This is a genomic window from Cyanobium sp. ATX 6A2 (assembly GCF_024346355.1).
In the GTDB taxonomy this organism is placed as follows: domain Bacteria; phylum Cyanobacteriota; class Cyanobacteriia; order PCC-6307; family Cyanobiaceae; genus NIES-981.
This window is the reverse complement of sequence record NZ_JAGQCU010000001.1, coordinates 74355-99067: the sequence shown is the minus strand read 5'-3', so window position 1 is coordinate 99067 and position 24713 is coordinate 74355. Positions and strand designations below refer to the sequence as shown.

Annotated in this window: 23 protein-coding genes, 1 tRNA gene and 1 riboswitch; of the genes, 10 read left to right on the top strand and 14 right to left on the bottom strand. The window is 68.2% G+C overall.

Features of this window, described 5'->3' with window-relative positions; translation table 11 throughout:
• Window positions 1-14: 14 nt before the first annotated feature.
• The 4 genes from KBY96_RS00490 to KBY96_RS00475 form a co-directional block, all read right to left on the bottom strand.
• Window positions 15-962: a cation transporter gene (locus KBY96_RS00490; RefSeq protein ID WP_254977249.1), complete on the bottom strand. Its 948-nt coding sequence runs from the start codon at window positions 960-962 to the stop codon at window positions 15-17.
• Window positions 959-2311 carry an FADH(2)-oxidizing methylenetetrahydrofolate--tRNA-(uracil(54)-C(5))-methyltransferase TrmFO gene (gene trmFO, locus KBY96_RS00485; protein WP_254977248.1) on the bottom strand — a complete coding sequence of 451 codons (1353 nt, stop codon included), beginning with the start codon at window positions 2309-2311 and terminating at the stop codon, window positions 959-961. Before trmFO ends, KBY96_RS00490 begins: the two co-directional genes overlap by 4 nt.
• A 7-nt stretch (window positions 2312-2318) precedes the next feature.
• Window positions 2319-2441, bottom strand: coding sequence for a photosystem II protein Y (locus tag KBY96_RS00480; RefSeq protein WP_254977247.1), 123 nt, complete (start codon window positions 2439-2441; stop codon window positions 2319-2321).
• Between the two features lie 76 nt (window positions 2442-2517).
• Window positions 2518-3087 carry a gamma carbonic anhydrase family protein gene (locus tag KBY96_RS00475; protein ID WP_254977246.1) on the bottom strand — a complete coding sequence of 190 codons (570 nt, stop codon included), beginning with the start codon at window positions 3085-3087 and terminating at the stop codon, window positions 2518-2520.
• A 95-nt stretch (window positions 3088-3182) separates the two neighbouring features.
• Here KBY96_RS00475 and KBY96_RS00470 point away from each other — a divergent pair.
• Both KBY96_RS00470 and KBY96_RS00465 read left to right on the top strand, forming a co-directional pair.
• Window positions 3183-3254, top strand: a tRNA-Lys gene (locus KBY96_RS00470).
• Between the two features lie 69 nt (window positions 3255-3323).
• Complete coding sequence (locus tag KBY96_RS00465) at window positions 3324-4199, top strand: transglutaminase family protein (protein ID WP_254977245.1); 876 nt, start codon at window positions 3324-3326, stop codon at window positions 4197-4199.
• Here KBY96_RS00465 and KBY96_RS00460 read toward each other — a convergent pair.
• Window positions 4177-5238 carry a sirohydrochlorin chelatase gene (locus tag KBY96_RS00460; protein ID WP_254977244.1) on the bottom strand — a complete coding sequence of 354 codons (1062 nt, stop codon included), beginning with the start codon at window positions 5236-5238 and terminating at the stop codon, window positions 4177-4179. The genes KBY96_RS00465 and KBY96_RS00460 overlap by 23 nt on opposite strands.
• Before the next feature lie 25 nt (window positions 5239-5263).
• Window positions 5264-5434, bottom strand: a riboswitch (cobalamin riboswitch).
• 514 nt (window positions 5435-5948) lie between these two features.
• On the opposite strand from KBY96_RS00460, the gene KBY96_RS00455 reads away from it, so the two are divergent.
• On the top strand, window positions 5949-6854 hold the full coding sequence (locus KBY96_RS00455; RefSeq protein ID WP_396122206.1) for a cation diffusion facilitator family transporter: 906 nt from the start codon (window positions 5949-5951) through the stop codon (window positions 6852-6854).
• Window positions 6855-6876: 22 nt separating this feature from the next.
• Here KBY96_RS00455 and KBY96_RS00450 read toward each other — a convergent pair whose 3' ends face one another.
• The 3 genes from KBY96_RS00450 to KBY96_RS00440 form a co-directional block, all read right to left on the bottom strand.
• Complete coding sequence (locus KBY96_RS00450; protein ID WP_315859451.1) at window positions 6877-7311, bottom strand: hypothetical protein; 435 nt, start codon at window positions 7309-7311, stop codon at window positions 6877-6879.
• A complete protein-coding gene (locus tag KBY96_RS00445) occupies window positions 7301-8470 on the bottom strand; it encodes a DUF389 domain-containing protein (protein ID WP_254977242.1) in 1170 nt (389 codons plus the stop codon). The genes KBY96_RS00450 and KBY96_RS00445 overlap by 11 nt, the downstream gene beginning before the upstream one ends.
• A gap of 117 nt (window positions 8471-8587) precedes the next feature.
• Window positions 8588-8776: a hypothetical protein gene (locus KBY96_RS00440; protein WP_254977241.1), complete on the bottom strand. Its 189-nt coding sequence runs from the start codon at window positions 8774-8776 to the stop codon at window positions 8588-8590.
• A gap of 205 nt (window positions 8777-8981) precedes the next feature.
• Between KBY96_RS00440 and KBY96_RS00435 the strand changes: the two genes are divergently transcribed.
• Both KBY96_RS00435 and KBY96_RS00430 read left to right on the top strand, forming a co-directional pair.
• Window positions 8982-11117 (top strand): PhoX family phosphatase, encoded by a 2136-nt coding sequence (locus KBY96_RS00435; protein ID WP_254977240.1) that lies wholly within the window; start codon window positions 8982-8984, stop codon window positions 11115-11117.
• 69 nt (window positions 11118-11186) lie between these two features.
• Window positions 11187-13403: a beta-glucosidase gene (locus tag KBY96_RS00430; protein WP_254977239.1), complete on the top strand. Its 2217-nt coding sequence runs from the start codon at window positions 11187-11189 to the stop codon at window positions 13401-13403.
• Between the two features lie 13 nt (window positions 13404-13416).
• Here the strand turns inward: KBY96_RS00430 and KBY96_RS00425 are convergent, their stop codons facing one another.
• From KBY96_RS00425 to KBY96_RS00415, 3 genes are read right to left on the bottom strand one after another with little or no spacing between them, the layout of a single operon-like run.
• Window positions 13417-13950, bottom strand: coding sequence for a hypothetical protein (locus tag KBY96_RS00425; RefSeq protein ID WP_254977238.1), 534 nt, complete (start codon window positions 13948-13950; stop codon window positions 13417-13419).
• Entirely contained in the window at window positions 13950-15044 is a 1095-nt protein-coding gene (locus tag KBY96_RS00420; RefSeq protein WP_254977237.1) for a glycosyltransferase family 2 protein, read from the bottom strand. Before KBY96_RS00420 ends, KBY96_RS00425 begins: the two co-directional genes overlap by 1 nt.
• A gap of 34 nt (window positions 15045-15078) precedes the next feature.
• A complete protein-coding gene (locus tag KBY96_RS00415; protein WP_396122222.1) occupies window positions 15079-15684 on the bottom strand; it encodes an alpha/beta hydrolase in 606 nt (201 codons plus the stop codon).
• A gap of 343 nt (window positions 15685-16027) precedes the next feature.
• Between KBY96_RS00415 and KBY96_RS00410 the strand changes: the two genes are divergently transcribed.
• Window positions 16028-16594: a DoxX family protein gene (locus KBY96_RS00410; protein WP_254977235.1), complete on the top strand. Its 567-nt coding sequence runs from the start codon at window positions 16028-16030 to the stop codon at window positions 16592-16594.
• Window positions 16595-16926: 332 nt separating this feature from the next.
• Entirely contained in the window at window positions 16927-17175 is a 249-nt protein-coding gene (locus tag KBY96_RS00405) for a hypothetical protein (protein WP_254977234.1), read from the top strand.
• 10 nt (window positions 17176-17185) lie between these two features.
• On the opposite strand, the gene KBY96_RS00400 is transcribed toward KBY96_RS00405, so the two are convergent.
• Window positions 17186-17563 carry a hypothetical protein gene (locus tag KBY96_RS00400; RefSeq protein ID WP_254977233.1) on the bottom strand — a complete coding sequence of 126 codons (378 nt, stop codon included), beginning with the start codon at window positions 17561-17563 and terminating at the stop codon, window positions 17186-17188.
• A 440-nt stretch (window positions 17564-18003) separates the two neighbouring features.
• On the opposite strand from KBY96_RS00400, the gene KBY96_RS00395 reads away from it, so the two are divergent.
• Window positions 18004-18294, top strand: a complete 291-nt coding sequence (locus KBY96_RS00395) for an RNA-binding protein (RefSeq protein ID WP_254977232.1) — start codon at window positions 18004-18006, stop codon at window positions 18292-18294.
• Between the two features lie 28 nt (window positions 18295-18322).
• Here KBY96_RS00395 and KBY96_RS00390 read toward each other — a convergent pair whose 3' ends face one another.
• On the bottom strand, window positions 18323-19126 hold the full coding sequence (locus tag KBY96_RS00390) for an acyl-CoA desaturase (protein WP_254977231.1): 804 nt from the start codon (window positions 19124-19126) through the stop codon (window positions 18323-18325).
• Between the two features lie 176 nt (window positions 19127-19302).
• Here KBY96_RS00390 and KBY96_RS00385 point away from each other — a divergent pair, with 176 nt between their 5' ends.
• The gene (locus KBY96_RS00385) at window positions 19303-19692 is read left to right on the top strand and encodes a DCC1-like thiol-disulfide oxidoreductase family protein (protein ID WP_254977230.1); all 390 of its coding nucleotides are present in this window, start codon (window positions 19303-19305) and stop codon (window positions 19690-19692) included.
• 66 nt (window positions 19693-19758) lie between these two features.
• On the opposite strand, the gene KBY96_RS00380 is transcribed toward KBY96_RS00385, so the two are convergent.
• A complete protein-coding gene (locus tag KBY96_RS00380; RefSeq protein WP_254977229.1) occupies window positions 19759-21927 on the bottom strand; it encodes a glutamine synthetase III in 2169 nt (722 codons plus the stop codon).
• Between the two features lie 258 nt (window positions 21928-22185).
• On the opposite strand from KBY96_RS00380, the gene KBY96_RS00375 reads away from it, so the two are divergent.
• On the top strand, window positions 22186-24627 hold the full coding sequence (locus KBY96_RS00375) for a glycogen/starch/alpha-glucan phosphorylase (protein WP_254977228.1): 2442 nt from the start codon (window positions 22186-22188) through the stop codon (window positions 24625-24627).
• The last annotated feature ends 86 nt before the right edge of the window (window positions 24628-24713 follow it).

The window sequence follows — 24713 nt, the reverse complement described above, 5'->3', positions numbered from 1 at the left end:
CGTTGTGAATGGGCTCAGCTGCCGTCCTCGCCCGGCTCGAAGGGAGCGTGGGCGGTGGGGATCACCTCGCAGAACAGCAGGGCGCTCAACAGCGACTGACAGCGTTCCTGCACGCGTTCGCGCAACTGGTCGAACCCGGCGGCGTCCATGGGTTGCCCGGTATCGACGTACACCACCACCAGGTAGGTGCGGCCCGTCTTCATCACGGTGAGGTCGAGCAGCCGGACGGACAGCGAACTCAGCAGCTCCTCGATGCCGGCTCGCACCCGGGCGACGAGCTCGGAGCCACAGGCGGCACCGGCCGCCTCGCTGATGGCCGCCAGGAAGGTGCGCAGGGGGTCGCGGATCACCCCCACACAGAGCACCAGCACCAGCAGCGGATCGATGATCGGCACGATCGCCGCCAGCGGTGTGGTTTCCAGCAGGGGAGCACCGAGCAGGGCCAGACCAGCCGCCAGAGTGAGCTTCAGATCCAGCACCGCCTCCTGGTACTCACTGCGCAGCACTTCACTGCGGCGCTTGGTGAGGATCCAGTCGCGCCGATGGCGCCAGGCCAGGCCGAGGCACAGGGCCGACATCCACAGCACGTACCAGCCCACCGGTGTCAGCACCAGGGGTTCCGCTGGCGCCCCGCGGCTGTAGGAGAGGATCGCTAAACCGGCCTGGATCGCGGCAACGCCGATCACCCCGATCAACACCAGGGAGCGGAAGAGCACGTAGAGGGTTTCCTGGCCCGCGTAGCCGTAGGGGTAGGCGCGGGTGGGTGGCCGCACCGCATTGGCGCTCACCTGCATCGCCACCAGCCCGGTGCCGCACATCACCGCCGAAAAGAGCCCATCGAGCAGCAGGGCCTCGGAACGCGACATCTGGAACACGGCGATGCCGGCGACGGCGCCGAGCACATTGCCGATCACCCCCACACTGAGAGAGGCCCGCTCGATCTGGCGCGCCGATCTGCTCATGGCCGATGGGGCTCCAGATCCGCCAGCGCCCGATCACGGTAGGCGCCGTAGCGCTCGCGCTTGCCCTTGATCGGCACCGGCAGCTCCGGCAGCAGGCCGAAGTTGGGCGGCATCGGCTGGAAGCCACCCCGCTTGCCTGCGCCGCCGCAGGGGGCCTCGGCGATGAAGTGGGTGAGGGCGCCGATCATGGTGGTGGGCGGCAGCGTGATGGGCTCGAGGCCCTGGGCCAGCCGGGCGGCGTTGGTGCCGGCAAGCCAGCCCCCGGCCACCGCCGCCGCGTAGCCCTCGGTGCCGGTGATCTGCCCGGCCGCCAGCAGGCTGGGCCGCTGGCGGAACTGCAGGCTGGGATCGAGCAGCTGGGGCGATTCCAGGAAGGTGTTGCGGTGCATCACGCCGAAGCGCACGAATTCGGCGTTCTCCAGCCCCGGGATCAGGCGCAGCACCCGCTTCTGCTCGCCCCACCTGAGGTTGGTCTGGAAGCCCACCAGGTTCCAGAGGCGGCCGTCCCTGTCCTCCTGACGCAGCTGCACCACGGCGTAGGCGCGCCTGGCGCGGCGCACGTCGCGGTCGTTGACATCGCCCCAGCGCGGATCCCAGAGGCCGATTGGTTTGAGCGGGCCGTAGCGCATGGTGTCCTCGCCGCGGCGGGCCAGCTCCTCGATCGGCAGGCAGCCCTCGAAAAAGGTTGCGCTCTCCTGCTCGAAGTCCTTGAGCTCGGCCTGCTCGGCGTTCAGGAGCTCCTGGCGAAAAGCCAGAAATTGCTCCCGATCCATGGGGCAGTTGATGTAGTCGGCATCGCCCTTGTCGTAGCGCGACGCGCGGAAGGCCACCTCCAGATCGATGCTCTCGCCCGCCACGATCGGGCTGGCGGCATCGAAGAAGTGGCAGTCGGCCCGGCCGGTGAAGGCGCGCAGCGCCTCGGCCAGGGGCTCGGAGGTGAGCGGTCCGGTGGCCAGCACGGCGATCTCGCCTGGTGCCGGAAGTTCGGTGTGCTCGCGGCGCTCCACCGTCACCAGCGGGTGCTGCTCCAGGGCGGCGGTGAGGGCGGCGCTGTAGCGGCCCCGATCCACCGCCAGGGCCCCACCGGCGGGCACGGCGTGGGCATCGGCGGTGCGAATCACCAGAGACCCCAGTCGGCGCAGTTCCTCCTGCAGCAGGCCCGCAGCCCGATCGCTGCTCTGGGCGCCAAAGCTGTTGCTGCACACCAGCTCGGCAAATTCACCGCTGTGGTGGGCTGGGGAGCGGTGCAGCGGTCGCATCTCCACCAGCCGCACTTGGATGCCAGCCCGGGCGATCTGCCAGGCCGCTTCGGTGCCGGCGAGGCCGGCACCGATCACCAGCAGGGTCAAAGGAAACTCAGGCGCGGGCGCGCTTGATCATGAGCTGCACCTGGCCCACGGCCGCGCGACCGATGTGGAACACGGCCCAGGCGGCGGCCAGAAGGATCGGAGCGGCAACCAGCACCAGCCGAAGGTCCATGGTGGGGGCGGGGAAACGGTGGCGTGATCCTACGGACAGCACCCTCCGTTGCGGTGTTGCCCGCAGTGATTGGCAATCACACCGGTGCGAAGCCCGGGTCGCTGCTGCGGCCGGCATGGGCCATGGCCAGCTGCCGGTAGCGGCGGGCGTGCTCGCGCTGGTCGGCCACGGCCTCGGGGCTGAGCTCCCGCTTCACCTGGGCCGGCGCCCCCATCACCAGGGCCCCGGGCGGCACGTCGCGGGTCACCACCGCACCGGCCGCCACCAGAGCCCCCGCCCCCACGGTCACCCCATTGAGCACCACGGCGCCGATGCCGATCAGGCAGCCGTCCTGCAGGGTGGCGCCATGCACCACGGCGCGATGGCCCACGGTCACATCGGCGCCGATCAGCACCGGCTGGCCTGGGTCGCCGTGCAGCACCGCCCCGTCCTGCACGTTGCTGCCCTCACCAATCACGATCGGGCACACGTCCCCGCGGGCCACGGCGGTGGGCCACAGGCTGGCGCCGGCTTCGAGGCGCACATCGCCGATCAGCACAGCTGAGTCCGCCACCCAGGCGTCGGTATCCACGTGGGGCGCGGGCCAGGGGGCCTGGGGCGCGGGCCAGGGGGCGGCAGGCTTCCCGGCGGACGCTGCGGGGCACATGGCGAAGGGGGCTGGCAGCCCACCATTCTGGCTCTGGTGGCCAGTTGGAGGCGGTGGCCTTCGGGTGATACGGTCTCACGGTGCCCGAAGGGCGCGGGTCGCTAGCTCAGCGGTAGAGCACTCGGCTTTTAACCGATTGGTCCTGAGTTCGAATCTCAGGCGACCCATTCCTGTCGCCTTAGTCTGAGCCTGGTCAGCTGGCCTCCCAGGGAGGAGCTGTCGCTGCAGCCAGGGCCATGCGCATCGAGGTTGAACACCGCACCAGCTATCGCTACAGCGAGCCGGTGCAGCTCGGACCCCACATCCTGCGGCTGCGCCCCCGTGCCCAGAGCGGACAGCGGGAACTGCACTTCCGCCTGCGCATCGAACCTGCGCCCAGCCTGCAACTGGAGGCCCTCGATGCCGAGGGCAACCGGGTCACCCGCCTCTGGTTCGACGGTCCCACGGATCGGCTGGACATCGTCTCGTGCTTCACGATCCAGCGCGACGGCCTGGCCGCGCCCCTGCCCGTCGGCCTCTGCCGGCCTGCGGCCCTTCCGCTCGAGTACCCGTGTGAGGAGGCGCCGTTGCTGGCTCCCTACCGCCGGGCCGGCGGGGCCCCGGAAGTGGTGGAGCACCTGGCTCAACAGTTGCTGAACCAGGCCGGCGCCGAACCCCTCACCTTCCTCGCTGCCCTCAATACCCATATCCATACCCAGATCAGCCGCGAGATCCGGGAGCTGGGCGAGGCCCACAGCCCGGTGCACACCCTGCAATCGGGCCGGGGCGCCTGCCGCGATCAGGCCCTGCTGTTTCTTGCCGTGGCCCGCAGTCAGGGCCTGGCCGGCCGCTTCGTGAGCGGTTATCAGGACCGCTCGGCTCTGAACACCCCGGAACGGCACCTGCACGCCTGGCCGGAGGTGTATCTGCCGGGGCTTGGCTGGCAGGGCTTCGACCCCACCCGCGGGATTCCCACCGGTGCCGGCCATGTGGCGGTGGCCGCCTCCCATGAGCCCACCGGAGCCATGCCCGTGGCGGGCAGCTACTGGGGCAGTGCAAGCTCCAGGCTCAGCTACGCGGTCACGATCCAGGCTGATGACGCTGAGGAAGTCAGCCCGCGCGCCGCAGGGTGAGCGGGCCCAGCGGATGCTCGGCGTGGGGATAGGGGCTGTGGTGATGGCCGGCCGGCAGGGGTACCCCGTCGGGCTGGCAGGCGCCGGTGCACTCCTGCTCGCACAGGGTGCAGGGCTCGCCGAGGCCCTCCACGTGGTGGTGATGGCTGTGCTGAGGGGCACCCACCTCCGGCTCGAAGCCCAGCACCTGGGCCCGGTATTTGCACAGGGAGCAGTTCATGGCGGTATCGCCGCGGATCGCCTCTTCCAGGCGCTCGCGGAAGGTGTCGATCACCAGTGGATGGTCGTTGAGGTAGCCGGCCTTGAGGAACTGCACCTCGGGGTGGTCTCCGGCCACCAGGTCGGTGTGCTGGTAGATGCGGCTCACCAGTACGCCGGAAAACAGAAAATAGGGGAACACCACGATCCGGCGGAACCCGAGCCGCACGACGTGGCGCAGGCCGGGCTCCACGAGCGGGAAGGTGACGCCCGAGTACACCGTTTCCCCCCAGCCGAAGCCGAAGCCCTCCACCAGCATGCGCATCACCTTGGTGACGTTGGAGTTGGCGTCGGGATCGGAGGAGCCCCGGCCCACCACCACCAGCAGGGTGTCGCTGAGGGGCACAGGCTCGCCGGCAGCATCGGCGGCGTCGAGGGCCTCGCGCACGCGGGCCCCGGCGGCCTGGATCATCTTGCGGTCGACCCCCAGCTCGCGGCCGTACTGAATCTGCAGGCCGGTTTCGGCGGCGTAGGTGTTCAGCACGGAAGGGATGTCGTTCTTGGCATGGCCGGCCGCGAACAACATGGCCGGCACCGCCAGCACCCTGCTCACACCACGCTGCCGCAGGCGATCGAGGCCATCGCGCAGGATCGGCCGCGCGAATTCCAGGAAGCCGTGCTCCACCGGCACCTCCGGCAGGCGCCGGCGCAGGCCGTGGGCCAGCTGGGCGAACTCATCACAGGCCAGGCGGTTGCGGCTGCCGTGGCCGCAGATCATCACCCCCACGCCATCGAGGCTGCTGAAGTCGAGCGGCGGCTGGGTGGCCGTGGTGCTGTTCATGGGCTCTGCCAGGGTCCGCGCCGGGTCTGAGGGATTTGCAACCGGCGAGCGTTCTGACTGAGAAGCCGGGTGGGGCCGGCTCCATCACAGCTGCGGGACAGCGCCGGATTCGGCACGGGACGGACCCGTCCCACACCGGACTTTCCTCGTTGCCTTCCGGGAGTGACCCGCGGAAACCGATCGGGCCCATTGTGCCCGTGACCGAGGTTGGCCCAGGGGTGGTAACCACAACAAAGCCCGGAGCCTGGGCTCCGGGCTTGTGTCGCTTGGGTCACGGTGGGGAGAGCCCACGGGGTGAGTGAGCGATCGATTGGGATCGCCGGATCGATACGAGGTTTTCGGTTGTGGGCGGAGCGGGCTGAGACTGGCCCTGGGGCCATGGCTCAAGCGGGGCTTCCCGGTTGGTCCGGGGCACCTTGAACTGCGGCAGAAATGCCGCTCTGGGGACGGTGCAATGGACGGCGACGACGTCACACGCCGGGGAAACCGGAGATCGATGGAGACTGTTGGAGCAGGGTCTGAACCTCAGCTCACTCCGCAGATCTGGTTGTCTGGGTTTCATCCATAGGCAGTCGCTTCGGGGTGCCTGTAACTGCACTATCGGCAGCTGGCCGCTCCACCACAAGGTGATCCAGCGCACACGACACGGCTCGTCACGTTCCGAGACCCTCCTTCATCATCTTTCTGGAGCGGCCTGCACGATGAGCCCGATGTTCAGGTCCGCCCGCTCCTACATCACCCTCTCGATCGGGGCCGCTGCGGCCACGATCGTGCTCAAGCTGGCTGCCTGGCGAATCACCGGGTCGGTGGGCCTCTTCTCTGACGCCCTGGAATCCGGCGTCAACCTGGTGGCTGCTCTGGCGGGCTTCTGGGCCCTCACCCTGGCCGCCAAGCCCCCCGATCGCGAGCACCCCTACGGCCACTTCAAGGCCGAGTATTTCGCCAGCGGTCTGGAGAGCGCCCTGATCCTGGTGGCTGCCGCCGCCATCGCCGTCACAGCGCTGGGAAGGATGCTGGCGCCAGAGCCCCTGGAGCAGGTGGGTGTCGGCCTGGCCCTGTCGCTGGTGGCCAGTGGTCTCAATGCTCTGGTGGCCTGGCTGTTGCTGGGGGCCAGCCGCCGCTTCCACTCGATCACCCTCCGGGCCGATGCCCAGCACCTGCTCACGGATGTGTGGACCTCCCTGGGGGTGGTGGCGGCCGTGGCCCTGGTGCAGCTCACCGGCCAGACCATCCTCGATCCGCTGATCGCCATCGCCGTGGCTCTGAACATTGTGGTGATGGGCTGGAAGCTGCTGCGCGAAACCGCCTCCGGCCTGCTCGATCAGGCCTGGCCGGACGCGGAGCAGCGCCAGCTGGAGGCCCTGCTGGCCCCCCACATCGGCGAGGGCCTGGCCGTGCACGCCATGCGCACCCGAGTGGCCGGATCGCGGCGGTTTGTGGCCTTTCACCTGCTGGTGCCAGGCCACTGGAGCGTGCAGAGAGGCCACGACCTCTGCGAGCTCCTCGAGCGGGAGATCACCGCAGCCCTGCCGCGCACCGACGTGATCACCCACCTCGAGCCGATCGATGACCCCCGCTCCTGGCAGGACGGCGGCTTCAGCTGGGATGACCCCTGAGCCCGGCCTGAAGGAGGCGCCCTCAGCTGCGCCGCAGCCAGGGCGGAGCCCCGCTGAACCAATCGCCCAGGTCGTCCTCGCCAGGCCGGAAGCGGTCGTCGGGTTCGGGAGAACCCAGATCGAGATCGGCCAGCAGTCGTTCGATGCCATCGCCCGGCCCTGCCGTCTGCTGCCGGCGTCGGGCCCGCCGCAGCCAGGAGGCCACGGTGGGGTCGCGGTCGGCGAATTTCTGCACATACACCCGCTCGCTGAGGCTCACCGGCTGGCCGAGGGCGATGCGCTCGAGGATGGCCTGCAGGCGCAGGCGTGTGCTGGTGGACAACATGACACTGGCGCCGCTGCAACCTTGATAGCGGCGCCCGGGGCGACAGCTGTGGCCATGGCCACCAAAGCCCCGCTGCCGTGAGCGGATGCCGATGCAACGGCTGGCCAGCGGTGCTTCGGGTTCAGGGCCCATCGCCGCTGGGGGCATCGGCTGCGTTCGGCGCAGCGGGGTCGTCATCAGGGTTCTCTCCGGCCTCACCGAAAAGCCCACCCTGGGGCACGATCGCCGGAGTCAGCCAGGGCCAGGCTGGATTCGCGTAGCCGTCCGGCACGGGTTCAGGCTCCGGCCCCACCACGTCGATCGAGGTGCGCTTCACCACCAGGCGGAACTGGCGGGGGGCCAGCTTGGTGTTGATGAACGACTGCACCGCGCTCACCTGGGTGAAGGTGGGCAGGCGTGGATCACTGACGCTCACCCGAGCGGTGATCACCGGAGGATCCTCGTCCCAGTCGATGCGCACGCTCTCCAGTTCCGAATCCCTCCCGAGGGTGAAGGTTTCGTTGCGCAGGCTGCTGAGAATCAGCTCCTCGACGCGCTGCTCGCGCATCTGACGGCGCGAGAGTCCCATCAGATTCAGCAGGCTGCCCCCCAGAGGGATCACCAGCAGCGCTGTGAGGGCCATGCTGGTGATCCCCAGCCGGCTGCGCAGCAACCGTCCCCGGAACGGCCGCTCCAGCACGTTCAGGGTCACCATCGCTCCGGTGAGGATGCCCAGCAGGTTGGTGAGGAACAGCAGGGCGGCGCCATAGGCGTCCTGCCACCGGCCTGCCGCCAGCAGCAGGCCGGTGACACACACCGGTGGCACCAGGGCCACGGCGATGGCCAGGCCGGCCACGGCGTTGATGGCCTCCTTGCGCAGCTTGGCGTACATCGCCACCACCCCTGCCATCAGGGCGATGCCCAGGTCGAGCAGGTTCGGGACCGTGCGCGCCATCACTTCACTGCCGTGGTTGGGCAGTGGCACCAGCAGACCCACCCCCACCGACACGAACAGGCCGAGCAGCACGCCCAAGGCCAGGGTGCTCAGGGCCCTGAGAAAGTCGGGGAACTGCCCCCGCAGCACCTGGAAGGCCATGGCCTGCAGGGGCATGATCCAGGGGGCAACCACCATGGCGCCAATCACCACCGCCGGGCTGTTGGCCAGCAGCCCGAGGGTGGCAATCACGGTGGATCCCAGGGTGAGCATGGCAAACACCTGCCCGAAGCGGGCGTCGCTGCCGAACTCATCGCGCAGGGCAACCAGGCGGGTCTTGTCCGCCTGGAGGGATCTTTTGGCCGGTTGGCTGCGCATCTGGGCCTCGGGGCAGGGACCCGTTGGTTCTCAGCGTCAGTCTGGGGTTGAACCGCACAGGGGTTGAACCAGGACGCCGACGGTTGGGGAAAGCTGATCCCGGTACGAAGCGGTGGATCAGCCGCGGGGCTTCAGGCCCAGCAGCTCGGCCCCGTATTGCTCACTGAACATGGCCTGGGTCTGCCAGGCGGAGAGCAGAGATTTGGCCACGCTGCGCAGCTCCTCGATGTTGTCGCAGGCGTCGATGGCCCGGGAGTGCATGGCCACGGTGAACTCGCGGCTGAGGGAGAGGGAGGAGTTGGACACGGGTGACGGATGCGTTTGTTGTATAGAAATGTAACAAGGTCTTTCAGGGTGTGGGGCGGCCGCGGTGGTGCGGAGGTCCGACCCTTCCCTGTGGCCCTGCGCGCTGCCCGGCACCCCACGAGTTCTTAAACCTGAGCCGTCATCATCCGAAGTCGCGAGCTGCCGCTCTGCGATCACTCCGCGCCCCTCCGCTGCGCCCACCGCCATGAAACGCCGCACCCTGTTCCAACTGATGGGCCTGGCGGGCCTGGGCATGGCAGGGGCCACGTCCTGCTCGCGATCCCCCGGCGGCCCACCCCTTGCCCTGCTGCAGGGCCCCATCCCCCTGGCGAGCGATGGGCTCAGCGCCGCCGAGCAGCGCAACCGCCTTGCCCGCCTCACGATCGAGGATCGCCTGCAGGTTCCCGACGGCTTCCATGCCGATGTGCTGGTGACCTGGGGGGACCCCCTTGGTGACAGCCGCTTCGGATACAACAACGACTACACCGCCTTCACCGACCTGGGCGGCGACAGCGCCCTGCTGACCGTCAACTTCGAGTACATCAGCTTCCGCCCCTGGAGCGAGGGCTTCCGCGAGGCGGTGGGCGGCGACCTGCCGCTCACCCAGGTGCGTGAGGCCCTGGCAGGGCGGGGCGGAACCGTGGATGTGGCCACACTGGCGGCCGACGATCCCCTGCGAGAGCAAATCGATCTGCTGGCCCGGGCCGCCATGGACGATCTGGGCATCGGTGTCGTTGCGATGCGCCGCCAGGCCGATGGCAGCTGGCGTCGGCAGAGGGGGGATCTGGAGCGGCGGATCACGGGCCTCAGCGGTCTCGAGGATCCGGCCAGCCGGCTGCAGGTGAGTGGGCCCGCGGCAGCCGTGTTCCGCCGCAGTCAGCGGCTCGGCTTCGACGACGGTCTGGGCGACACGGTGGTGGGAACTTTCGCCAACTGCGCCGGCGGTCAGACGCCCTGGGGCACCGTGCTCTCGGCCGAGGAGAACTTTCAGGGCCAGGTGGTGGAGCCGGTGTATGCCGACGGCAGCTCCGCAGACCTCTCACTGCATCCTTTCCGCTTCGATGGCGAACGGCTCAGTGGCCTGGGCAACCCCTTCGGCCTGGCGGGCAACAAATACGGCTGGATGGTGGAACTGGATCCCCGCCGGCCGGATCAGCCGGCCGTGAAACACAGCTGGCTGGGCCGTTTCCGCCATGAGGCCGTAGCAGTGCGGGCCCGGAGTGGTGAACCACTGGAGGTGTATTCCGGCTGCGACCGCCACGGAGGCCATCTCTATCGCTTTGTGAGTCGCGACCTGGTGCGTGACCCGAGCGACCCAGCCAACTCCAGGCTGTTTGATCACGGTCGGCTGGAGGTGGCGCGCTTCGAGCCGGGGGGTGGCGGCCGCTGGATCGTGCTCTCTCCCGAGACGCCTGTCGATCCCCAGCTGCCCAGCCACTTCGAGGCGTTCGATCTGCAGCAGCCCACCCGGCTGCCCCATCGCGACCGGCTCCAGGCCGGTGGGGAGAACCTGGCCAGCGACGAGGAGGTGCGGGCCTACCGCAGCCGCTACCGCACCCTCGCCAGCCTCTATCCAGGCCAGGGCGAGGAGCAGATGGGGGCGATCCTCATCGATGCCCACCTGGCTGCCAATGCCGCGGGGGCCACGGCTGCTGCCCGGCCAGAAGACACGGTGCTGGACCCCACGAGCGGCGACCTGCTGATCGCCTTCACCGCCGCTGGGGCCGATCTCGAGGGGCGCTCCGACCCGGCCATCTTCCGCGGCCCGTCCGGGGAATCCAGCTGGCCCCATGGCTGGGTGATGCGTCTGTCGGAGCGCAACGCGCCGGCCGCCGGGCGGGCCGGTGGCAACTTCCGCTGGCGCATGGTGGCGGTCGGGGGAGCCCCCTGGGATGGTGGTCTGGGATTCACCAATCCCGACAACCTCAGCGTGGATTCCGCCGGCAACGTGTGGATGGTGACCGACCGCTCAATGCGCTCCGGTCAGCTCGATCTGTTCGGCAACAACAGCTGCTGGCTGCTGCCCAGCAGCGGACCTGATTCCGGCAAGGCCCTTCTGTTCGCCACGGGGCCGATGGAGTGTGAATTGTGCGGTCCCTGTTTTGACAGCAGCGAATCCACCCTCTTCCTGGCTGTGCAGCACCCCGGCGAGAACCACGGCACGCGCGACGGGCAGTTTGAGGTCCAGGCCCACGAGCTGGTGGATCGCCAGGGCAAGCCGTTCAGCCAGCTGCGCACCGTGCCCCTCGGCTCCAATTGGCCCTCGGGCGTGCCCGGCCGGCCGCCGCGGCCCGCGGTGGTGGCGATCCGGCGCCGCACCGGTGGCGCTCTGATCGCCTGAACCCAACCGCCTGAACCCATCCCCCGCTGCCCATAGGTTGAGGGTGCGAGCCCAGCCGCTTCCATTGCGTTGAGTGATACCGAATCGATCCAATGCCGGGCTGCGGCCCTGCTGGCACAGCTGAGCACGGCCGAGAAGCTCGCCCTGCTCGATGGCGACACTCCCTTCTGGGCGGGCCTGTTCGACATCGCCACCCGCGACGCCTCCCACCGCCATCCCTGGCCGGCCGCCCAGGTTCCCCGGCTGGGGCTGAGTGGTCTGCAGTTCGTGGATGGTCCCCGCGGGGTGTGCCTGGAGGGAGGTGCCACCACCTTCCCGGTGCCGATTGCCCGGGGAGCCTGCTGGGATCCTCAGTTGGAGGAGCGCATCGGGGAAGCCATCGCCCTGGAGGCCCGCTCCTTCGGGGCCAACTGGGTGGCGGCGGTGTGCGTGAACCTGCTGCGTCATCCAGGCTGGGGCCGTGCGCAGGAGACCTACGGGGAGGATCCCGTGCATGTGGGGGTGCTGGGCGCGGCGATCACCCGTGGCCTGCAGCGCCACACGCTCGCCTGTGTCAAGCACTTCGCCCTCAACTCGATCGACAGCTCCCGCTTTCTGGTGGATGTGTGCGCCAGCCCGCGGGTGCTGCATGAGCTCTATTTGCCCCAGTTCCGCGACTGCGTGGAGGCCGGCGCCGCCTCGGTGATGAGTGCCTACAACCGGGTCAACGGCATCTGGTGCGGCGAACACCCCCAGTTGCTGGAGGGGATCCTCAAGGGCCGCTGGGGCTTTGAGGGCTTCGTGGTCACCGATTTCATCTTCGGTGTGCGCGATGGGGTGGCCGCCCAGCTGGCGGGCCAGGACCTGGAGATGCCCTTCCGGATGGTGTTCGAGGGCGTGCTCGAAGAGGCGCTGGCCGATGGCCGGCTGCCCCTGGCCCGCGTCAACGATGCCGCGCTGCGGTTGCTGCGGGCGCAGCTGGCCCTGCCTGCGGGCACCTACCCGCCCGCCCTGCGCCGCTGCAGCGCCCACCGGCGCCTGGCGCGGGAAGCGGCCACCAGCTCGATCGTGCTGCTGCGCAACGAGGGCCCGGTGCTGCCCTTCAGCGGCCTGAACTCCCTGGCGGTGGTGGGCCGGCTGGCGGCGCAACCCAACCTGGGCGACCGGGGCTCCTCCGACACCCGCCCGCCGCCGGGGGCGGTGGTGACCCCCCTCGAGGGTCTGCGGGCCGCCGCACCCCAGCTGGCGATCAGCCATGGGGACAGCGATGACCCGGTAGCGGCTGCCTCTGTGGCCGCCGGCTGTGAGGCGGCGGTGGTGGTGGTGGGGCTCGACTGGCGCCTGGAGGGGGAGCACATCCATCCCGGCGACATCGCCTCGATCCTGCGCCAGATTCCCCCTCCAGGGGTGCTGCAGCCCCCGTGGCTCCAGCGCCGGCTGGGGCGCCGCCGGTTGCGCCGGCTGTGGCAGCCGGCGGCTGAGCTGATCGCCTGGCTCACCGGCCACGCCACGCCCCGCCAGGGCGGCGACTTCGCCTCCGGCGACCGCACCGACCTGCGCCTGCCCCCCTCCCAGGTGGCCCTGATCCGGGCGGTGGTGGCCGCCAACCCGAGCACGGTGGTGGTGCTGATGGGCGGCGGGGCCGTGCTCATGGAGGAGTGGCGCCAGGCGGTGCCCGCCATCCTGCTGCTCTGGTATCCGGGGGAGCAGGGCGGTCACGCCCTGGCCGACGTGCTGCTGGGCCGGGTGTCGCCCTCGGGGCGCCTTCCCTTCAGCTTGCCCAGCAGCACCGCCCAGCTGCCGCCCTTCGAACCCCGGGCCCTGGAGGTCAGCTACGACCTCTGGCATGGGTACCGCCGCCTGGGCCGCGCCGCTCAGCGAGCCGCCTATCCCTTTGGCTTCGGGCTCTCCTACAGCCGTTTCGAGCTCAGCGATCCCAGCCTCGCCCCGCCCGAGCCGCTGCCCGGAGACCCCCACGGGGGCACGGGTGTGGAGCTGTCGCTGACGCTGCACAACCGGGGACCCATGGCGGCCGCCGAGGTGGTGCAGGTGTACCTGGAGCCTCCTGGCCAGCGGGTTCCGCGTCCGCCGCGCACCCTGGTGGCGTTTGCGCGGCTGGAGCTGGACGCCGGGGAACACCGCCGTCTGCAGTTGACGATCCCGCTGCGCCGTCTGGCTTTCTTTGATGAGGCCCGCGACGGCTTCGCGCTCGAACCCGGTGAGCATCGCCTGGTGCTGGCCCGCCACGTGGAGGATCCGGGCCTGGTGCTGACGCTGACGCTGCAGGAGCGCTGGCTGGGGGCCTGAGCAGGGCCTGAGATCAGCCGCTGGTGGGCATCCGCTGCAGCACCAGCTGCAGCCGCAGGCGGTTGTAGCGCTGCAGCAACAGACAGGGCAGGTTGAACAGGGTGGCGAAGGCCAGATTGAGCAGCACGCCTGCGGGCGGCAGCCACAGGGCCGTGAGCAGCCAGGCGGGCCACAGGGCCCAGTGCACCAGTTCGGCCCGCCGGGTCTCCAGCTGCAGCCGCCGCAGGGCCACAGGGCTCCGCCGCACCAGGCTGGCCTTGCTCACCCCGCCGGGTAGGACGTTGCCGGCGTCGGGGATCCAGGGCTTCCAGCGCCGGATCGCCAGGCGCCTGTTCATGCGACGCAGCGCCTGCTGCGTCGTGCGGGTGGGTGACGTGCCGGACGCGAGGGCGGCGTCCCCATCCCGCCGCGGCTCCAGCAGCCTTTCGGGCAGGTGGTTGGCGATGGAGCCCACCAGCAACGACCAGAGCAGCCAGAGCCCGGCGCAGCCCAGCACCGCGGGCAGCCCACTCGGCAGCCCGCTCCCGAACCAGCCGGAAAGGGCCATCAGCGGGTGCTGAAGGTGCGGCCCTTCCAGCGCACCTGGCCGCGCTTGAGGTTGAGGATCGCCTGCACGAACACCGCCAGGAAAAACAGCACGGGCACTGGAAAGACCAGATTGATCCAGCGGAAGCGGCCCACCCGATGGGTGATCACCAGCAGCTGCAGGGCGAACGCCGCGTAGATCAGCGCGTTGAACAGGGGACGGAGATCCCCCATCAGCGGCCATCCCAGCAGGGAGGCCGGCAGACACCAGGCCGCCCAGAACAGTCCCGAGAGCCACAGCAGCACAGCCAGCATCCAGGGCCAGCGCACCTCGCCGGCGGCGGCGGCGAAGTTCTTGTTGAAGCCCGCCACCAGATCCTCCAGGCCGCCTGGATACATGCGGTAGGCGATCACGCCGTGACCGATGAAGGCGCTCACCGGCAGGGCCGCCGCCTCGTAGCAATGGCCCAGGAACCAGTCCTCCACCACCTTGTTGGCCACCGCTGCATGGCCGCCACTGCGCAGGTAGTCGGCCCGGCTGGTGACCATGGCCGGACCGAAGGCCACGCCGCAGCCCGGCCCCAGCGGCACGGCCAGCAGGCCCACCAGGTTGAACAGCACCGAGAGCTGCTCGTAGGGCTGTTCCGTGCGGTGGTAGGGCTGCACCGACACCAGGCCGCCCAGGCACTGCCAGGCCACCACCAGCCGTTGCAGAAAGTCCGCGGCAGGTTCGGTGTCGGCATCGAGAAACATCAGCAGCTCGCCGCGGCTGGCCTCCACGCCGTGGTGCAGGGCCCAGGTCTTGCCGCACCAGCCGGCCGGCAGCGGCGGCGGCTGGATCACCCGCACCGGCAGTCCCGGCGCCCCGCGGCGGGCGATGGTGGCGGTGGCGTCGCTGGAGTGGTCGTCGATCACGATCACCTCCAGGGGCTGCAAGGTCTGTTGCGCCAGGTTCGTGAGCAGATGGGGCAGGGTGTCGGCCTCATTGCGGGCCGGGATGAGCACCGAAAACCGGGGTGTTCCGCTGGGGGTGGCCAGCGGCAGCACCGGCATCCGTGCCGCCAGCAGCCAGCCCAGCAGCCAGCGCACCAGCAGGGAGACGGTGATCAACTCCATGCACGGCTGATGATGGGGATGCAACCCTTCAAAGCTATGGCCGCAGCAGCTCTCTGGCCAGCGGCCCGATGGCGGCCGGATCGCGCAGCAGCTGGGGGTGGGTGAGCACCGGCAGCATCGTGCGGGCTCCCACCGGCAGCACGGCCCGCCAGCCGGGGAGCACCACCAGATCGAGGCCGGAATAGAAGCTGTGGCATTCGATCCGGCAGAGGCTGTCGCAATTGGCGTTCAGCTGCTGCAGCAGTGGGCTGCCCCATTTCAGGTCGGCGATGCCGGCCAGCAGCCGGCTCGGCCAGGGTTGGGCGGTGAGGGTGCCCTGCTGGGGGCTGCCCACGCTGATGAAGCGGCGGGTGCGCCGCTGGCCACCGCGCAACTGAATCCAGGCCCTGGCGATCACCCCGCCCATGGAGAACCCCAGCAGATCCACGGGCTGCTCGATGCCGAAGGCGGCTTCGATGTGGCTGCCGAGCAGGGCGGCCGCCTCCAGCACCGGAGTGGCCCCCAGGCGCAGGGGCAGGGCCGGGATCAACAGGGGCTGCCGGCGGTTTCCCAGTTCCCGCTTGAGCGCGTTGAAGACGGCGGGGGTGTCGAGCAGCCCGTGCACCAGCACCAGGGGCGGGCCTGTGGTGGAACCGGAAATCGCCAAGGGCCGGCGGCTGGCGCCGGAAGAGCAGGCGCCCGTTCTAGGGCAGAAGTCTGTCCCAGCTGCCTCTCCCAGCCGCCCCGGCCACCTGAGAGGCTCCTCACACTTCGTTACATGGCGCGCCAATGTGGATTGCATCGGGTTCAGCCCCACTGCCCTCCTCCCCTTCCCCATGACCACCACCGTGCTGTTGGAAGCGTTCCTGGCCTTCATCACCGCCTCCGTGGCCCTCTGGCTGCTTCGGCTGTCCGGTCCCGCACGTCCCGTGCGCTGAACCGCGGCCGCGTACCGAGCCCTTCCCGACCCTCAACCAAGCCACGCTGGGTAACCCCTCGCTGCCATGAATTCTTTTCTGACTCGATCGTTTTTGTCTCCATCGTTTGTGTCCCGATATTTTCTGCGTCAGGGCGTTCTGGCCAATGTCGGATTGCTGCTCCTGCGGCTGGCCATCGGCACGATGATGATTCATCACGGCCAGGAAAAGCTTGCGAACCCGGAGTTCTTCGCCACAAACTATGTGGTACCCCTGCACCTGCCGTTCCCGCTGCTGATGGCCCACCTGGCCGGATTTGCTGAGATCTTCGGTTCCTGGTGTGTCATTCTGGGCGTCTTCTCTCCTTTCGGCGCCCTGGCGTTGGCCGGCACGATGACGGTGGCGGCCTATCACCACATCCTTACCAGCGGCTTCAACATCTACGTGCTGGAGTTGGTTGTGCTCTATCTCGGCGGCAGCGCCGCCATCCTGCTGGTGGGTCCCGGTCGCTTCTCCTTTGACGCTGGCATCATTAGCTCTCTGCTGGCCCCTCAGTCGGCTTCCGCCCCTGTGCATTCGGCTGTAAGGCAAGGCCCTGGCGCTCTCCGCCCTGTCGCCATCGAAGCCTTCAGCGCCGACCAGAAGCTGCGCTGAGGCACCGCACCCCCCCCCCCCCGTTCGGGCCGTCACCCAGGTTCACTGGCGAATGGCAGGTGCCACTGGTTGGTGCTTTTCGCTTCCCGCCGTAGTGACCGAGGTACATCGTGGCTTGGCGGAATGGGGGAGCCTGGTGGATGTGATTTCCCCTTACCCCATGCTTCGCATTCTTGGTGATCGTCGCAGCCTGCTGGCCGCCCTCACGGCCGAGTGGGCTGCCCGGGTGCTGCAGCTCCCGGTTGAGCGGCCCCGGCCAACCCAGTCGCTCGTCCGCAGGGTTCGATCTCAGTAGGATCAGGTCTCCACCACCGGGCCCGGCTTCTTCCCCCATGATCGTGATCAAGGTGACCAATGCCTCCGATGTGGTGGCCAGCAAGATCGGTCGCTTTCTGGCCGATCTCACGCCCAGCGGCTTTGATCAGGGCAAGGTGGAGGAAGAGCTGATCAAGCAACTCGTTGAACAGCTCGGTGCCCAAGGGTTGCAGGGTGAAGTGGCCTCCGTCCAGGGCATGGATCTGCACAACCAGACGATCACCGTGGACAACAAGGTGCAGGTCCGTTGGCACCGCGTGATCTGACCACGCCCCCTCAGGAGGGCAGCACCAGCTGATCGGCAGAAGGGTGCAGACGCCGGAAGGCCCGATCCTCCGCCGCCCGTCGGCTGGTGAGCAGGAACAGGGGCATTTCGATGCCGAAGGTGTTTTCGAACAAGGCAATCGTGCGCCGGCCTTCCCCCAGTCCGCAGCTCACGATGGCCTTGCGAAGCCCTTGACGGGGCTGTTCGGTGATGGTGTGGAAGAGGCGATTGAGACGGTGGTGGAGCAGGGCCTCGGCGGGCGTCATGCCGCGGGTCTGGTCGAACCAGAAGTCGAGGCAGTCTTCACTGATGCCCAGATGCCCTGCCACCTGGCTGATCGTGATCGGCTCGTGAAAGTGGCGGGCGAAGTAATGGAGCGTGCGCCCCACCACCATCTGGCCAGACTGGCCAGCTATTCGGCAACCCTCGGGTACGGCACGCATCGCGTCAGTTCGCTTCCGACCTGTCTTAGGGACCTCGACTGCCTGTGGATCGATGGGCTGCGGATTCGGCACAATTTGCACAATTACGGCTCTGCTTCTGCCACAGTCCGCAACCTTGTGCAGCAAAGCTCAAAAAAAGCAGCTGGTGTGACACGGCTGCAGCGCGCTGCCCCGTCGGCCTGTAGGGTGAGAACGATTCAGGATCACTCTTCAGCAGGTTTCTTTCCAGCGGCGCTTTCCCCGACCCGGTCCAGCCGCTCGCGTTGCGAGCCTCTCCGGGTCATCTCACGGGCCCCATCGGCCCACAGATCGGTTTCTCCTCCAGGCCAGCGACTTTCTCCAGGGCGTTCGACGAATCAATACCCAATCTCATTCCAGTTCATTTCATGACCATTTACGTGGGCAACCTCTCCTTCGACGCCGAGGTGGAGGACCTTCAGCACCTGTTCGGTGAATACGGTTCGGTGCGCAAGTGCAGCCTGCCCCTTGATCGCGACACCGGCCGCAAGCGTGGTTTCGCCTTTGTGGAGTTCGCCGAGGAATCCGACGAACAGAAAGCCATCGACGACCTCCAGGATGTGGAGTGGATGGGTCGCATGATCCGTGTCAACAAGGCCGAGCCCCGTGGCGGCGGTGGCGGCGGCGGTGGTGGCGGCGGCGTTCGCAAGAGCTGGTGAGCCCAGCTTCTGCGCCGGGGTCCAGGCCCTACGGCCTGGCCCTGGCCAGCAGGGCCCGATCACTGGGGATGCGCAGACCATGCGCCCAGCCCAGACGCTCCAGTCCACGAATGAAGCGATAGGTGGGGTCGGGCAGTGTCCTGACCTGCCCGTCGTGCACAGTGAAACCCTGGCGCACCGACGCCTGGAAGGCGTGATGCAGGTTGTGCCAGCCTTCCCCAAGTGTGATCAGGGCCACCCAGCGGTTGTTGCGGCTGGCGTCCCCGGTGACGAACGGCTGGTCACCGACCAGATGGGCCACGGAATTCACCGAGGCCACGCCGTGATAGAGGAGCGTGGTGCTCAGGCAGTAGGCACCCAGCCATTCCAGCCCTCCCAGCTGCCACGACAGCCAGGCCAGTGCCAGGGGGGGCAGCACCTGCAGTCGGTCCATCAAGCGCAGCACCGGGTCGGCCTCCACGTCGGCGGGTAGCTGGCGCGGGTGGAAATCCTTGCTGAACAGCCAACCCGCCTGGGAATGCCAGGCCCCGCGCCAGCCCGTGACCGGTGCCAGGGGCGAATGGCTGTCCAGGTCGGTGTCCACATGGCGGTGGTGCTGCAGATGGTGAGCCTTCCACCAGCTCGGGCCCATCTGGCCGGAGGCCGTGGCGATCAGGCAGCCCAGCCACCACACAAGCCTTGGCGCCCGGTAGCTGCCATGGGTCACCAGTCGGTGGTAGATGGCCGTGGTGGCCAGCATGCGCAGCAGATAGAGGCCCAGGGCCCAGAGGGCCGCGGCGGGTCCGAGGCCGGTGAACACCAGCAGTGCACAGCCCAGATGGGTCAGGATCATGCACACCGGGCCGAGGCCATGCAGAAAGCGGCGCAACCGGAACCGCCGCTGCTGGGGCAGGGGCCGGGAGGGCTGAGTTGAGATCTGCAGAGGACGACCTGAGAATGGATCACCTTAGAAGCGATCCCGGGGCAGAGAGAGCCAGCGGCGCGCCTCGGGATCCCGTTCCGGCGCCCGTGCTGGTCTTTGACGGCGGCTGTCCCTTCTGCCGTCACTTCGCTGAGCTCAGTGAACTGCGCGGCGGCATCCCCGATCTGCAGATCCGTGACGGCCGGGCCGACCATGCCCTGCGCGCAGCGCTCGAGCGGCGCGGCTACCGGCTGGCCAATGGCGCCATGGTGCTGCTCGGGGATCAGGTGCTCCACGGCGCCGAGGCCATCCAGTGGATCTGTGCGCGGATGCAGCCCAGCGATCAGTTGTTGGGCCTGATGGCCCCACTGCTGGCGGCCCAGCCGCGCTCCCGCGCTGTCTATCCCCTGCTCCTGTTGGCGCGGCGGCTGGCCCTGGGGCTCAAGGGCCTGCCCGTGGATCCGTCAGCCCCCGGACCCTCCCGGCCCCGGCCATGAAACCGGCCATGAAAAAGGCGGTGGCGAGGTCCTCCGACCAAGCCACCGCCTGAAACTGATGCCGCCTCAGCGCAGGAACAGCATCTCCTGGTAGGAGGGCAGGGGCCAGCTGGCGTCGTCGATCAGCATCTCCAGCCCGTCCACCGCTGCGCGGATGGCCAGCATGCTCGGCACCAGCACATCGGCGCAGTAGCGCATGTGGGCATCCACCCCATGGGGAGAATTCTCCATGGCCTCCTCGAGCTTGAGGCAGGAAGTTACGAGCTGTTGGTTGAGGGTGGCCACCTTGGTGACCAGGGAGCGGTCGGTGGGGATGCCGAGGGCTTCCTGGTTCTTGAGCGAGAGGGAGAGCTTGTCGAGGCAGTCCATCACCACCGGGTACACCTGGGTGCGGGCCATGCGCACCGCCAGCCTGGTCTCCACCTCGATCGCCAGGATGTACTGCTCGGCATACACCTCATAACGGCTTTCCAGCTCGGTGGCGCTGAGCACCCCGGTGCGCTCGAACAGCTCGCGGATTTCCGGACGCTTGAGCACCGGCAGGGCATCGGCGGAGGTGGGCAGGTTTTCCAGCCCCCGCTCCTCCACGGCCATGCGGTGCCACTCGGAGGAGTAGCCGTCACCGCCGAACACCACCGAATCGTGCTCCTCCATGGCGCTCTTGAGCACGGTGAAGGCGGCCTCCTCCAACGGCATGCCGGAGGCCATCTTGCTCTCCAGCTGGTCGGAGATCCAGGCCAGGGAATCGGCCAGGATCGTGTTCAGGGCCACCAGCGGGCCGGCCACCGACTGGCCCGAGCCCACCGCCCGGAATTCGAAGCGGTTGCCCGTGAAGGCGAAGGGGGAGGTGCGGTTGCGGTCGCCCGGGTCCTTGTTCAGGTCGGGCAGGGTGTCCACCCCGAGGGACATCAGCGCGGATTTGGCAGAACCCTGAAGTGTGCCGCTCTTGATCTGGTTGAACACGTCCTCGAGCTGGCTGCCGAGGTACACCGAGATGATCGCCGGCGGCGCCTCGTTGGCACCGAGACGGTGGTCGTTGCTGGCGGTGGCGATCACGGCACGGAGCAGGGGGCCGTAGCAGTGCACGCCGCGAATCACCGCGGCGCAGAACAGCAGGAACTGGAGGTTTTCGTGGGGGGTGCTGCCCGGATCGAGCAGGTTGCCCTGGGTGGGGTTGCCGATCGACCAGTTCACGTGCTTACCGCTGCCGTTCACCCCGGCGAAGGGTTTTTCGTGCAGCAGGCAGGTGAAGCCGTGTTTCTTGGCGGTGTTGCGCAGCACCGTCATGGTCAGCTGCTGGTGGTCGGTGGCCACGTTGGCCGCCTCGAAGTACGGAGCCAGCTCGAACTGGCCCGGGGCCACCTCGTTGTGCCGGGTCTTGGCGGGGATGCCCAGGCAGTAGAGCTGGCGCTCCACGTCCTGCATGAACACCTGCACCCGCTCGGGGATGGCGCCGAAGTAGTGGTCGTCGAACTGCTGGCCCTTGGCTGGCGGTGCGCCGAACAGGGTGCGCCCGGACAGTTGCAGATCGGGTCGCAGGGCGGTGAAGGCAGAGTCCACGAGGAAATATTCCTGCTCGGCTCCGCAGCTGGAGTTCACCGGGGCGATCTCGGTTTCCCCCAGCAGCCGCAGCAGGCGCTGGGCCTGCTTGTTCATCGCCGCGTTGGAGCGCAGCAGGGGCGTTTTCTTGTCGAGGGCCTCACCGGTCCAGGACACGAACACGGTGGGGATGCAGAGGGTCACGCCATTGGGCGTCTCCATCAGATAGGCCGGGCTGGTGGCATCCCAGGCGGTGTAACCGCGGGCTTCGAAGGTGGAGCGGATGCCGCCGTTGGGGAAGGAGGAGCCGTCGGGTTCTCCCTGCACCAGCAGCTTGCCGGTGAACTCGGTGATCGCCTTGCCGTCGCCCTGGACGGAGATGAAGCCGTCGTGCTTCTCGGCGGTGAGGTTGGTGAGGGGATAGAAAACGTGGGCGTAATAGAGCGCCCCGCGGTTGGTCGCCCAGTCCTTCATGGCCTGGGCGACAACATTGGCCACCGCGCCATCAAGTTTCGAGCCCTCGACCATCGAGCGCTGCATCGACTTGAACACCTCCTTGGGGAGGGCGGACTTCATCTTCTCCAGGGTGAACACGTCTCGGGCCCAGAGATCCTTGAGTTCGCTGGCGGGTGCCACCTCCAGGGGGGGACGGGCGCTGATGTCCCCGATCGCCTGCAGGCGGGACAGTGAGGGCATGAGTAGCGATTGATGCGGAACCTATACCAAACTCCCCGCACCCCCCTTCCTGTTGCTGCCGTTGATACCGGATTGCTGCGGAGCCGAACCAGGCGAGGCTGCAGCTGCCCGCTGGCTCTGGCAGGGTTGTGCTGATTTCGCCATGTTGGCGGGCGGGGCTGACCGTCCTGAGTGCGGGTTTCGGTAGTGGTTCAGGCAGCGCGTTGCCCCCTGGTGGGGGCAAAAGTGGGGGATTGTCCGCCGTCAGCCACGCACGCCATGGCCCTGGAGAACTCCCCCATCCAGCCCGCTGCCGCGGCGCAGCCTGTGCCCCTGTCCGGATCTGCCCTCTCGAGCCCCCTGGCCGAGGCGATCCGCCGCCACCTCTTCTTCAGCCAGGCCAAATCCCCCTCCCTGGCCACCCGGCACGATCACTACCGGGCCCTGGCCCTGGCGGTGCGGGATCGCCTGCTGCAGAAGTGGGTGGACACGGCCGAGACCTACACCCAGAGCCATGTGCGCACGGCTGTGTACCTCTCCGCCGAATTCCTGCTCGGCCCCCACCTGGACAACAATCTGGTGAATCTCGGCATCCGCGCGGAGGCGTGCGCCGCCTGTGCCGAGCTGGGGCTTGATCTGGAGGTGCTGCTGGCTGAGGAACCGGAGCCCGGCCTGGGCAATGGCGGTCTCGGCCGTCTGGCCGCCTGCTTCCAGGAGTCGATGGCCACCCTGGAGCTGCCGGCGATCGGCTACGGCATCCGCTACGAATTCGGCATCTTCCGCCAGCAGATCACATCGGCAGGCCAGCAGGAGGGCACCGATCCCTGGCTGGCCCAGGGCAACCCCTGGGAGGTGATCCGTCCGGAGTGGAGCTACCCGGTGCAGATCGGCGGCCAGACCGTGATCGGCGTGGCCTACGACACCCCGATCCTGGGCTTCGGGGTGAACACCGCCAACACCCTGAGGCTGTGGTCGGCCACCGCAGCGGACGCCTTCGACTTCGCCTCCTTCAACTCCGGCGACTACGCCAGGGCGGTGCTGCGCAAGATGCAGTCGGAGACCCTCTCCAAAGTTCTCTATCCCAACGACGAGTTTGATCAGGGCAAGCGCCTGCGGCTCTCCCAGCAGATCTTCTTCGTGAGCTGCTCCCTGCAGGACATGTTCCGGATCCTCAAGGGCCAGGGGCTGAAACCCGAGCAGTTCCACACCAAGTTTGCCGTTCAGCTCAACGACACCCATCCGGCGATCGCCGTGGCCGAGCTGATGCGGCTGCTGCTCGATGTGCACCATCTCGACTGGGACACCGCCTGGACCATCACCACCGCCAGCCTCAGCTACACCAACCACACGCTGCTGCCCGAGGCGCTGGAAACCTGGGGAGTGGAGCTGTTCGAGCAGCTGCTGCCCCGCCAGCTCGAGATCATCTACGAGATCAATGTCCGCTTCCTGCGCATGGTGCGCATCCGCTATCCGGGCAACCCCGAGAAGCTGGGTCGCATGTCTCTGATCGAGGAAGGGAATGGGCGGCGGGTGCGCATGGCCCATCTGGCCTTGGTGGGCTGCCATCACACCAACGGTGTGGCCGAACTGCACAGCCGGCTGCTGCGCGAGCATGTGCTGGCTGATTTCGCCGAGCTCTGGCCTGAGCGCTTCACCAACGTCACCAACGGCGTCACCCCCCGCCGCTGGATGGCAGTGGCCAACCCCCCCTTGGCCGAGCTGCTCGATGGGGTGCTGGGGGAGCGCTGGCGCCACGACCTTGAGGCGCTGCAGGGCCTCAGCGCCCACGCCGGCGACCCTGCCTTTCTGAAGCGCTGGCAGGAGGTGAAGGACCGCGGCAAACGGCGCCTGATCCAACACGTGCAGGAGCAGCTCGGAGTGCTGCTGGATCACACGTCGCTGTTCGATGTGCAGGTGAAGCGAATCCATGAATACAAGCGCCAGCATCTGGCCGCCCTGCTGATCGTGGAGCGCTATCTGCGCCTGCGCAACGGCGAGGATCTGCCGCCGCGCACCTTCCTGTTCGGCGGCAAGGCGGCTCCGGGCTATGCCATGGCCAAGCTGATCATCCGTCTGATCGTGGGCATCGCCGGGATCGTGAACATGGATCCGGCCATGGAGGGCCGCCTGCGGGTGGTGTTCCTGCCCAACTTCAGCGTGAAACTGGGTCAGCTGGTGTATCCGGCGGTAGACCTCTCCGAGCAGATCTCTACCGCCGGCAAGGAGGCCTCCGGCACCGGCAACATGAAGATGGCACTCAACGGCGCGGTGACGATCGGCACCCTCGATGGCGCCAATGTGGAGATCCGCGAACGGGTGGGGGATGAGAACTTCTTCCTGTTCGGCCACACCACCGAGCAGGTGGCAGAGCTCGATCGACTCGGCTACCACCCGATGTCCTGGATTGATCAGGATCCGATGGTGCGTGAGGTGCTTGCCCTGATCGGATCAGGCCAGTTCAGCGAAGGCGACCGGGAACTGTTCCATCCCCTGCTGGCCAGTCTCACCAGCTCCGATCCCTTCAAGGTGATGGCCGACCTCGGTGATTACCGCCGCGCCCAGGAGGCGGTGGATCAGGCCTGGCTCGATCGGCAGGGCTGGGCGCGCCGGTCGCTGGCCAACACCGCCGCCTGTGGCTTCTTCTCCAGTGATCGCTCGATCCACGACTATGCCGAGCGCATCTGGAACGTTCAGCCCGTGACGGTGCCGGGGCAGGCCTGAGGATTCAGGGGGGACGCATCCCGCCCTCCGGCTGCAGGATGGGGGAAGCAGGGAGTTGACTGATGGACGCGGATCTGGTGCTTCCC